We start from the raw sequence: 10,268 nt of genomic DNA, 5'->3' as shown, positions 1-10,268 counted from the left end.
AAAGTCCGAACCTTTTTCTATGGATTTTTCTGGGGGATTTTCTAGGGTTTTTATTGTATCGGCCACTGGCCTGCTGAACTGCCCGAACTGACTGCGGCTTTTGCATTGGCTTTAATTTCGTCTACCACCGCATTTGCTATTGCTTGGGCCATTTCATCGGATTTCGCATGGTTGCCGGTGGTGACGAATCCTTGCGCTGTTAGCTCTGACAATATTCTGTCTTTCAATGATGATTTACTGAGTGCCATTATTTGCCTGCCTTCACTGTTGCCGATAAATCAGAATGAGGTAATCCGGTGAATGAACAAATACAATCTCCCTGTACCACGCCTTTGCCTCCGTTCATTGTGATCAGGTCGGCAGTGAAACGCATGTTCTTTGCTGTTGCTTCCCAATCTTTCTCTATTGTTTCGAGTCGATTACCCATGATTTTTAACATATCATCTTGAGCCACTACCACATCACGCAGCTTTCCGATGGCTTGCACCAGTTCGCCACCGCTTGCGATGTGCATATTACCGATCGCGCCTAGCTCCATGTTATCGCCGGCTAATAGATTTAATGTGCCAAGCGCCTCAATCACTTTCATGCCGCCGATGTTTTCAATGCTATTGCCTAACACTTCGGTGTTACTTTCGCCAAATTCAGCAAAATAACGATCGGCTTCATCGTGCTTGATAAACGCTTGCTCTGTTTTGGTTTGGTCGGTTGAATCGGTTTGATCGCCATTTGCACCAATGCGTTTGAATACTTCAGCGCGTTGCTGTTGCAGTTGTTCATCTGGCGCGATGTCGGGCAATGTCCAATTCATGCCAAGCACGGTTCTAACAAATGCTTTATCTGGTCGGCCATACGCAAAACCCAATTCGACTATGGTTCCCTCGCACGGGGTTGCAAGGTTTCCGGCTTCCGCTCCGCCAAACATCACCGGCAGTGGTAAGGCTTTATAGATTGGTACCGCTTTATCTTCTGCGTTGTTTTCATCGAGTAATTGAACATCAACAGCAAATCGTGGGCGGTATGGGTCGTTCATCTGCCCGGCTTTTGCTTTATCGGCCACGGCCACTACCACACCAAATTTCGGTAAGTGAAAGCCGGCGGCTAATTCGGGGTAATCTTGTTCTATTTGGCGTTGGGTGTTAGTTTTTTGGTTTTGCTTTGGTACCCATTCCAACGTCATTGCATCGTCTTCAATTGTTACTTTTGTAATGCGCTGATTATTGACGATCACACCTGGGCGTAAACTTGGGATCACAACGGTTTTTAGGAAATTACTGCCTTTTGATAAATCCGATACTTCAACAGGGATCGTGACTGGCTTATCTGCCCACAATGAATGTTCGTAACTGCCGCACCAAACGAACGGGCCGGTTTGCTGAAACCAACAAAAATCAGGAATGGCGAACGCTCGGCCGGCATCTTTTAAAATCTGGTAACCGGTGCCCGCTGCGGTAAAGTTGGAAATTTGTGTTTTTAGGTAATCCGCGTCTTCTGGTAGCACGAATTTGATTTTGGTTAATTCTGTTAAACGTAATAAAACATCTTTGAACGTAGCGTGTTGAATACTGACTGACAACGGCGAATTTAATAGATAACAAAGCTCACGAACCATTATGCGAGAATAGCCGCTTTCGGCTGGGTTCGACTTGGTGACGTATCCGGTAAACCATTGCGCGATATTGTCATCCACACCCAATTTAATTGTGACCAGTGCGCCTTGTTCTACTTCACCTTCAACTGTTAACGCACAGCGACCGCCTGCCGACAACTCAAGTACCATTAAGTTACTGGCGAGTTGTCGATATTCGTTATTGATGTAAATCCGTTTAATTATTTTCATTTGAACTGGTCTTGTATTTGTTTTTGAATGTCGTCCATGAGCGTGTCGATGTTACCCTGCACATCATCTACCGATTCAACCAAGCCTTTTGGAATGCTTAAAATATCAAGCAGTGGGTTTGATTCGGCGGCAATTTGTTGTTTCTCGATCAACTCATTGGCACTGATGTGTTCGCGCAATGTAAATGCCACGTTCCACGCTCGCAAACCACTGGCTTGTGATGCAGCAACCTTGCCCGTAAAACTCACTTGTCGAATTTTTAGGGTTTGAGCGGTATCACACCCGATCACATAAACCTTGGAATTGCCTTTTTCATCTACTGCGCGCGCCAAGTTGAATATTTTGGTCATTGTGGTGGGGTCTGAAAATGGAATTAAGCCATTCACATTCAACATGCAGCCCTTGTTACCTTGCTTGGCTTTTGATGTTGAACTGGTTTGCCCCGACACATCCGCCTCTTTAATATCAAAACTTGGGTCGATTTTGCAGGATTTAAGCGGCAGCATTTCGCCATCTATGGATAATATTGGATTATTTAAACGGCTTGGTGCCAAACCCAAAAACAGATCAAGCGTGCGGTTTCCGGTTGAGTTGGGAATGTCCACATAATCGTTAATATTGATGTCAAAATCTGGAACATTAAACATTCAGCAATTCCTCCAAAAACGTTAATGGCTCGGCGGATGTAAACATGACCACTGCACTTAATGCAGCTTGAGCGTTTGGCACACTGCTGTCTTTTAGATCGCTTGCGATGCTTGATGCACTGCCCGAGGTTTTGAACGTTTGCACACTACCGCTGATATTTTTTAGTGAATCAATGGCGGCTTTCCATTCGCTCAATGCTGCATTGCGTTTAGTTTCCAAGGCTTGCAGTTTGGCGACAACATCATTCTGATCACTTGCCAACGATTCGAGTTGTGCTACTTGTGCACCTTGGTATTTTAATGCGTCTCGCAATGGGTTTTGATTTATGTATCCGTTGGGTTTATAGCGAGGAACGAGATCAACGGCTGGGGTGTTCATCTTATCACCGACTGATAACTCGGCTTTTACTCGGCGTGATAGTGCCGCCAGTTCTGACACTGGCAACACTTGCACAAAATCGGCTAATACTTGGTTAAATTGTTGGTGATTGTCCGCAGTTAATAACACGGCCAGCGCGTTTACTGTTCCGGCTGGGCGGTTGTCGTCGGCTTGATCATTCAGCTTTGTGATTAAACCATTTACGGCATTTTGAGCGGATAAAAACACACCGCTTTCTTGCTGCTGCCCTATTCCGTATTGGTACGGATGAACGGTTAACACTTGGCCGCGAACTAGCAACCCGTTTAGTTGCGCTCGCAGGTTTAATAACGCATTAGCATCACCACTTAATGCACCTTTGGCGAACGTGACCGAACCTGCAGCACTTTGTAGGCCGCCGAGGTTGGTTTGCATGTCGCTTGCCACATTCGCTAAAACCCCTTCGGCTTGTTGCTGAATAGTGTTAGCAGTTGCGGGCCATTGAATATCAGTGTTTTTCCACTTTGCCATACATTATCCATAAATCGTTTGGGCTGAACCTGCTGCCGTCTTCGCTTGGGTTTTGCATTGAGTATTTCAGTGCGTTGTATACCCACTCGCTGCAAAAGTATCGACGTTTGCATTTTATGAATGGCAGCACTGCGCCTAGTGCTCCGAAATAATCATATTTTCCTTCGTTAGTGAGATGAAAATAATGATTAATATCGTTTAGGTTGGCGGTGTTTGTGACGTCTACTAATCGCCAATTGTCGGTTTTGATGTCGATGATTTTTTGACGCACACCGCCATCTCGCCCACTAGACGAGTAACACAAGTACCCGTTTGTGGTTTTGACTGCTAATTCACAGTGTGAGAATTTACCCCATGTGACGACTCGGATCATGAAATCAATGAATCGATAGAGTAGCGCGATGGGGCTGTCTATCTTTTTTCGGCCGCAATAAAACGCGATATAAATTTTATTCATAACTGTCCGCCAATGTTTGCATGTTGTCGCAAATCTGTGTGCATAGGGTTTCGATTTGCTCGACTGTTAGCTCTGGATTTTTGAGTTCGTATTTACGCATACGCTCTACTGCCAGTTGTGCTTGCAGTGCGCGTAAACCCTCGGCTTGCGTGAGTATCAAATCAGTTGCGGTTTGATAGTCTAGCCCTGCGCTGTCTGCGAATGATGTGACGTAAATACTGACATCACCGGTGTAGCCTGCTGCTTTATATTCATTCGCGGCTTTTTCACGCTCGACGTATTCTTCCGCAAAGCGTGACCAATACAATGAAATGGTCGCGGCTTTGTTGTCGATTGCGCTGATGCCGTTAGTGATGGTTGCGGTGCGTTGGGCTTCAACGTTGGTTACCCATGCGTCATTAATCCATTCATCGAATTGTGTGCTGGGCTTATCTAGCGTGTAACCATCATCAACCAGAGTTTTATCGTCGAACTCTTTCGACTGTTTGGTTTGCTTGTTGTATGCCGTGACTTTTACAAAGCGTTCTTTTACTACCCATTGTGATTGCTCGGTCGGCCAGTACGGTACGTTGTCATTTTCATCACGAAATGATTGATATTGATTGTCGTCTAACTGAACATCTAATTGAGGTTTATCGGTAGCGAGTGGCATTTCAATAGTAGAGTCAATCGCTCGAATGGCTTCACCTGTTTTTGCATCATATAAAATCATTAGAACACTCCTTTTGGTAGCCAGATGAATGAATCGAGAAATGCGCCCATTATGTCGGTGAATGTGTCTGTTCGTGCGGATAATGATGCATCAAAATAAACATTACTTTGTGTACCGATATCTGATTGAGCAGACGTATTATTGGTATTAGCCCCTGATTTGTAACGTAGAGCTCCTGTTCCACCTGAGACTAATGTTCCAAATTCATTAAATCCGCGAATATTGATATTCCCCTCAATATTCTGAACGTGATCTTCTTTAAACTCACCCGCACTACCATAAACCCCTGCTGCTTTATCGTGCATGTATTGTGGTTTATTTGGTGTGGTGAAGTAGGCACCCGTTTCATCTGCACCATAACCCCACCATCCGGCGTAGGTTTTTGAACCATCGGTAATTGATGCGGCTTTGGTGGCTTCATCTATTAAGTTGGTGAAGTTCTGAATTAACGACCATGCCGTTTCGTATTCACTCACATAGCATTTTTGGCCTACGGATGGCGCAACAAAGTCAGGATTCGGCACGTAACCTACGCCTGCGTTGAATACTGGGGTGAAGGCAAGGGCGCGGAGGAGTTCGTTGCGTTTAGCGTATTGGCTATGCGGATCACTCGCCACTTTATGCGCTTCTAATTCATCATCGACACTTTGCACATGGGTGTTGGTGTTATTCAGCGCGGTATTGAGATCGTCAATCTGCTGCTGAATATCATCAAACTTGGCTTGTGATAGGCTTTTCGCTCTTGCGTCTGTCACTGTTCCATCGGATTCTATATCTGCAATTTTTGCAACGTAATAATCAACTCCGTTTTGAGTGTAATCAGACAGTGCCGAATCGGAAACTTGCAAATCAATCACATTTTCAAATGCTGATAATGCAGACCCTTGGCGGTTAGCGATGGCGTAAATGGCGCTTGGTTTGGTGGTAATGGTTAGGGTTTGGTCGCCGCTTAATTCAACACGCAAGCCGCCAATGTACCCAACCCCGCTATTAACAAAATACTGACTGGTTGATCCGTTACGCGTGACTTCAAACGCATCGGATGCAAATGCATCGTGCCCATAAAAATCTAGATTCGTTAAACGGTGGTCTTCATCAATTCCTTTTAGCCGTGCTGAGTAATCTATTTGCCATGTTTGCGCATCCACTGTGATGTTGGTTGCGGCGGCGGCTCCGTCAAATTGCATGAGCATGGATTTTACTAGGCTGTTGCCCTGAGTTCCGCTTGTGTTGTCGGTTTTGATTTTCGATTCTAATTCTTTATGCACGATCATACCGACGGCGGTGCGCTCGTTTTTGTCGATCAAATACATGGCATTAAAATCGAAATCACCCACGGTGGTATCCATCACAATTGAATAGACCACGGCGTTTAAATTCACTTTTCCGGTTTGGTCCACGTCTTGCTCGTGCACAATTTGGTTCGCAGGCGGCAAGGCTTCACTGCGGTCGATCGGTATTGTGTGATCAAGATTGGGTATGTTCGCCAACACAATTCTATTTAGGTCAACGGATTGACCCGCGGTGAGTTTGGCTTGTAAGTAGCTTTCAAAGCTAAATGGAATAGCGGCTTGGCTCATATTGGCCTCTTTTTTTAATTTAATCGAGCGACATACAAAGATGCCGACTGGTCAATAACGGTTTTGTCTACATTCATTTTTGCAATCAATTGGCGGTTGGCGCTAAACAACTGGAACGATGCCCCGAAAAACCCACCGCGCATATATTCTTTAGTTGGATATGTCACTTGGAACCGATAACGGCGGCACGTTCGGCCGTAGGTTTCGATTAAGCTTTGCATTAAAATCGATTTGTTAGAAATATCAGAATCGGTCACTTCAATGTTGATCACATCCCAATTGATTGGGTCTTCGCGTTCATGCAGTTCTACATAGCCAATGCCCAAACGCTCAAATATATTTTTGAATCCTTGCACTTCGCCGGCTTCTTTGGCATTGATGAAAGCGAACTTTACGCGTTTACGAAATAGATCAAGCGGCTCGTCTTTTAATCGCTCGATGTTTCGGCCCCATGCGATCAGCGGCAAGATTGATTCACTGCATGTTAGCGGCTCAAACTGGCGCATTGGCAGTAATAGCCAATTTCGCACTTGCTTGAAGAACCCGAACACGCCTTGTGATATGTAATACGGTTCTTTTAGAATTCGGTTGCCTTTGCCATCGGTTGCGATGGTTTGGCCATCTTCCCACCACGGCACATTTTGCGGTGGGTTTTCGGGCAACTGGGCGATCACGTCTATGTTTTCGATTTCATCTTTATTCATTGGAATTCACCACCAACGTGTTTAGTCGTGGAATATCGAGTGCGTTTTGAATGTGCGCGAGTGAGAATTCGATGTTTTCTAAATTTGGTAATGTGTTGTGCAGTTCTTGCGCCATGTTTGAGAATGAAAATAGCGATTGTGGCCACGTTCTGGTCATTTCATCAAAGTCGGTGCTTTCACGAAACGCGGCGCGGATGCGTAATTCAATATCGCTGAGTAATACCGCTTTTTCGGCATCACTCAAGTTAGCGATTGGGTACACCGTCGCGGTTAAATCTTGTTGCGTTTCTGGCATGGCTTGGCAATCCATTATGTCGCCGTGGCCGTGGTAACCTTGGTTCATTATGTAATCGTTTAGGTTGTCCAGCACGGCTTGCGGAGTTTCGCCGCTTTCCATCATGATGTAAGCAATGGCGGAACCTGGCAGCACATCTCCGGTATTTTTAAAATAAATCTGGTCAGCTCGAATACCCGCCACACTTGAGATAATCGAACGGTAAACTGCGTCAATGTGGTGATTACCCACGGCGGTAAACGCGTTTTGTGAGCGTAGGCAAAGTTCGTCGTCGCTTTCTATGTCTGCGCCCAATTGAATGATCCAATCGACAGGGTTGGTAACGGAATCAATGCCCGACACGGCAACCGGTAGAATGTTGTAATAACCGGCAGCTAGGTTGTACGCCATCCCCGCTTCAATCGCTTGGCATGGCACAAGACCGAACGCCTTCCCGGCTGGAATAACCACGGTTTGCATCACAGCTAGTTGATAAATATTGTCGTCGATTCGTTCGGTCGAAATAATGGTACCGGCGTTAATCGTCACGGCATCGGCGGCGTTGGTTTTGTTGAATTGAATGTTGCCAATAGTGAATGCGGCGTCTTTGCGAGTTGTGTTGGTTTCCCATGCTTTTAAATCTGCAAACACTCCGGTAGCCGTAGCGGTGAATAGATTTGGCAGTATGTTTTGAGTCAAAAAAACGTTAATTAGCCATAGCACGGGGGTAGTGACAACGGCGCGAACCCAGCGCCAAAACGGTGACATGCTCGAATCGTTTGAAAGCGTACTTCCGGCATCTTCTGCCGCTTGCGCCAGTACGACCGCCAAGGCTTCTTCCGTTGTTGGAATGCCTGCATCGGTGACGATTTGTGAAAAATCAATGCTTGGTCGTGTGGTCATAGTTGCGTTCCTAGCCTGTTTTATAAATTAATTCGTGAGCCAATGGCGCCGTATTCTTTGGTGACGGCGGTTAAAAAGTATCGGTTGACGTTTTCTTCAATACAGCTCGCGGTTCCCGGTACTATTCGATCGTCGCTTTCGGTTAGCATTTCGATTTTTGTTAGTACCGTTGCGCGTTTGGCGTTGTTGCGTTCGCCTTGCAGTTCGCGCGCTAAGCCGCTTTCTAAAATTCTGTGTTTGATGTCTTGGGCAATACTGAATACATCATTTGTGTAAATTGGCTGATTACCTGCGTCGAGGTCCCAACCGCCTAGGCTGACTTGAATATCGATGTATTTTTTGTCGAGTGTGTTAGCCATGGGCCATATCCTGAGTTTCTGCCAGTTCTTCAATGCTCATGCTTGGTGATGATTGGTTTACCGTCACGCCATGAATATTGACTGTTTTGCCGTTATTGTTGTTTGTTAATTGGCTGCGAATTCCGCCCACGGGTACGTTGGTTTGTTTTTGGCCTTGTAGGTAGCTGTAAGCTTGGGTTGGTGTTGTGGCGTTATAAGGTTGATAAACGCTGTCGTTCGAGGCCGTTTTGTTGATTTGTTTGGTTACTTTTGTGACTTCGTCGTCATCGCCCATGAACGGCAAGCTTTTCGCAAAATCAATCACTGAGCGGATTTTGCTCATGATGAACTGCAATTTATCAATGATGAATTTGAATGGTTTAGCAAAAGCCTGTCCGAGCATTTCGCCCACCTCGCCCATCCGTGTGATCGCGTCTGTGCCGGCATCCATTTGCGGCAACCAACTGGCAATTTTATCGATAACCCAGCCAATGCCATCACCGATCATGCTGAACATATCTAACAGCGGTTCGAATAGAACGCTCACGCCGGATGCTTTTACAAACCCGTTGTAAAATCCGACTAAAAACGGTTGGATATAGTCCCAAAAATAAATTATCCCTGCTCCTAATGCGGCAACGCCCAAGACGACGGCGGTAATTGGGCTTGTGATGATTGCCATTGCGCCACCAAAAAAACCAGCAGCAATGGTGGCGATACCAAGGGCGATACCAATACCTAAAATTGCGGTAATGGCAAAGCCGGCGTATTTGGTTAGCGTTGGATATTGATTCATGTATTTCATTAATTCTTTTGAGCCGTTCGCCATTGCGCTGGCTACTTTTGCAAGCGTTGGAAGTATTGCGCCACCTAATACAATTTTTACTGCGTCGAGTGCTTGGTCGAGTCGTTCCCACTGGTCAGTTTGTTTAGCTGCCATTTGCTCTGCAACTTTCATTCCCTTAACATCACCAAGTTTGTCAATGCTTGTGCCTAGTCCATCAACATCGGCCATTAATAGTTTAATCATGCCGCTGGCTTCGGCGGTTCCAAATGCTTTGGTTAACTCGGCAGATTCAGCCACATCTATCACATCGCCATATTTCCCCTTAATTTTTTCTAGGATCTTGGTCATCGGTAATAGTTTATTTTCTGAATCAACAAAGGTGAGGTTTAATGCTTTCTGTGCTTTATCAGCACCTTTTAAAAATGCGCGGTATTTGGTTCCAGCTTCACTGCCCGACATGGTGGCTTGCAGGGTTCCAAGGATCGCCATTTGCTCGTTCATGCTCACGCCAACCCCTGTTGCATCTGCACCTAAGCGCGAAAAGGCGCCCGACATTTCCGCACCGGTGGTTTTAAACATTTGCACGGCTGATGCAGTTTGGCCTGCGACTTGTTCCACCCATTCGCCTTTACCCATTTTATCGGCTTGGTTTTTAAATATTCCGTACATGGTGCCCATGTAGTTGGTAATGGTTTTGGTATCGGATTTGGTGGCGGCCGCTAATACGCCCGAGGCTTTGGTAAACTGTGCAAGTTCATTGCCCTTCAACCCTGCAATCGCAGATTGAATATCATAAGAAGCCTCAACAAATTCAGTTGCCGATTTCCCATAAGCAACGGAAAACGATAAGGCCGACTGTTTGAGGCTGTCCATTGATTTTTGAGTGGTTCCGAGTGAGGCAAGCTCACCCATTTTCCGATCCATTTCAATGGCGGGCATCATGGCAGACTTAATAGCCGCCCCTCCGGCGAAAATACCGGCAGCGCCTATACCAATGTTGGTAAAGCTTTTTTTGGTTTGCTGTGCAAGGGAATCAAACTGGCGCTGCATTTTGCCAAGCGGTTTACTCACTTGGTCAATCAGCCCAATTTGCATCATCAATTTTTCCATTGCCATGCGGATCCCTTACTCAAAATC

Annotated in this window: 11 protein-coding genes; all 11 read right to left on the bottom strand. The window is 45.8% G+C overall.

What is annotated here, in order from left to right:
• Positions 1-50: 50 nt before the first annotated feature.
• Genes GFB47_RS04780 through GFB47_RS04730 form a run of 11 tightly spaced genes read right to left on the bottom strand, consistent with a single transcriptional unit; the run spans position 51 to position 10,247 of the window.
• On the bottom strand, positions 51-248 hold the full coding sequence (locus GFB47_RS04780) for a hypothetical protein (RefSeq protein ID WP_153446927.1): 198 nt from the start codon (positions 246-248) through the stop codon (positions 51-53).
• Complete coding sequence (locus GFB47_RS04775; protein WP_153446926.1) at positions 248-1,840, bottom strand: hypothetical protein; 1,593 nt, start codon at positions 1,838-1,840, stop codon at positions 248-250. The genes GFB47_RS04780 and GFB47_RS04775 overlap by 1 nt, the downstream gene beginning before the upstream one ends.
• Positions 1,837-2,487, bottom strand: a complete 651-nt coding sequence (locus tag GFB47_RS04770) for a baseplate complex protein (protein ID WP_153446925.1) — start codon at positions 2,485-2,487, stop codon at positions 1,837-1,839. The genes GFB47_RS04775 and GFB47_RS04770 overlap by 4 nt, the downstream gene beginning before the upstream one ends.
• Entirely contained in the window at positions 2,480-3,376 is an 897-nt protein-coding gene (locus GFB47_RS04765; RefSeq protein WP_153446924.1) for a hypothetical protein, read from the bottom strand. The genes GFB47_RS04770 and GFB47_RS04765 overlap by 8 nt, the downstream gene beginning before the upstream one ends.
• The gene (locus GFB47_RS04760) at positions 3,354-3,833 is read right to left on the bottom strand and encodes an enoyl-CoA hydratase (protein ID WP_153446923.1); all 480 of its coding nucleotides are present in this window, start codon (positions 3,831-3,833) and stop codon (positions 3,354-3,356) included. Before GFB47_RS04760 ends, GFB47_RS04765 begins: the two co-directional genes overlap by 23 nt.
• Positions 3,826-4,545 (bottom strand): hypothetical protein, encoded by a 720-nt coding sequence (locus GFB47_RS04755; RefSeq protein ID WP_153446922.1) that lies wholly within the window; start codon positions 4,543-4,545, stop codon positions 3,826-3,828. The genes GFB47_RS04760 and GFB47_RS04755 overlap by 8 nt, the downstream gene beginning before the upstream one ends.
• The gene (locus GFB47_RS04750; protein WP_153446921.1) at positions 4,545-6,125 is read right to left on the bottom strand and encodes a phage tail-collar fiber domain-containing protein; all 1,581 of its coding nucleotides are present in this window, start codon (positions 6,123-6,125) and stop codon (positions 4,545-4,547) included. Before GFB47_RS04750 ends, GFB47_RS04755 begins: the two co-directional genes overlap by 1 nt.
• A gap of 14 nt (positions 6,126-6,139) precedes the next feature.
• Positions 6,140-6,829 (bottom strand): phage tail protein, encoded by a 690-nt coding sequence (locus GFB47_RS04745; RefSeq protein WP_153446920.1) that lies wholly within the window; start codon positions 6,827-6,829, stop codon positions 6,140-6,142.
• Positions 6,822-8,006 carry a baseplate J/gp47 family protein gene (locus GFB47_RS04740; protein ID WP_153446919.1) on the bottom strand — a complete coding sequence of 395 codons (1,185 nt, stop codon included), beginning with the start codon at positions 8,004-8,006 and terminating at the stop codon, positions 6,822-6,824. The genes GFB47_RS04745 and GFB47_RS04740 overlap by 8 nt, the downstream gene beginning before the upstream one ends.
• A gap of 20 nt (positions 8,007-8,026) precedes the next feature.
• Positions 8,027-8,365 carry a DUF2590 family protein gene (locus tag GFB47_RS04735; protein ID WP_153446918.1) on the bottom strand — a complete coding sequence of 113 codons (339 nt, stop codon included), beginning with the start codon at positions 8,363-8,365 and terminating at the stop codon, positions 8,027-8,029.
• Positions 8,358-10,247, bottom strand: coding sequence for a phage tail tape measure protein (locus GFB47_RS04730; RefSeq protein ID WP_153446917.1), 1,890 nt, complete (start codon positions 10,245-10,247; stop codon positions 8,358-8,360). The genes GFB47_RS04735 and GFB47_RS04730 overlap by 8 nt, the downstream gene beginning before the upstream one ends.
• Positions 10,248-10,268 lie beyond the last annotated feature (21 nt).

It is taken from the genome of Vibrio algicola, assembly GCF_009601765.2.
GTDB classification, from domain to species: Bacteria; Pseudomonadota; Gammaproteobacteria; order Enterobacterales; family Vibrionaceae; genus Vibrio; species Vibrio algicola.
Note: the sequence above shows the minus strand (reverse complement) of the source record. Positions and strands in the feature narration are given on the sequence as shown.

Excerpts from the sequence above, each read along its gene's own strand:
- GFB47_RS04765 (WP_153446924.1), bottom strand. The coding sequence starts at position 3,376 with ATGGCAAAGTGGAAAAACACTGATATTCAATGGCCCGCAACTGCTAAC.
- GFB47_RS04755 (WP_153446922.1), bottom strand. The coding sequence starts at position 4,545 with ATGATTTTATATGATGCAAAAACAGGTGAAGCCATTCGAGCGATTGAC.
- GFB47_RS04745 (WP_153446920.1), bottom strand. The coding sequence starts at position 6,829 with ATGAATAAAGATGAAATCGAAAACATAGACGTGATCGCCCAGTTGCCC.
- GFB47_RS04735 (WP_153446918.1), bottom strand. The coding sequence starts at position 8,365 with ATGGCTAACACACTCGACAAAAAATACATCGATATTCAAGTCAGCCTA.
- GFB47_RS04750 (WP_153446921.1), bottom strand. The coding sequence starts at position 6,125 with ATGAGCCAAGCCGCTATTCCATTTAGCTTTGAAAGCTACTTACAAGCC.
- GFB47_RS04740 (WP_153446919.1), bottom strand. The coding sequence starts at position 8,006 with ATGACCACACGACCAAGCATTGATTTTTCACAAATCGTCACCGATGCA.
- GFB47_RS04780 (WP_153446927.1), bottom strand. The coding sequence starts at position 248 with ATGGCACTCAGTAAATCATCATTGAAAGACAGAATATTGTCAGAGCTA.
- GFB47_RS04760 (WP_153446923.1), bottom strand. The coding sequence starts at position 3,833 with ATGAATAAAATTTATATCGCGTTTTATTGCGGCCGAAAAAAGATAGAC.
- GFB47_RS04775 (WP_153446926.1), bottom strand. The coding sequence starts at position 1,840 with ATGAAAATAATTAAACGGATTTACATCAATAACGAATATCGACAACTC.
- GFB47_RS04770 (WP_153446925.1), bottom strand. The coding sequence starts at position 2,487 with ATGTTTAATGTTCCAGATTTTGACATCAATATTAACGATTATGTGGAC.
- GFB47_RS04730 (WP_153446917.1), bottom strand. The coding sequence starts at position 10,247 with ATGGCAATGGAAAAATTGATGATGCAAATTGGGCTGATTGACCAAGTG.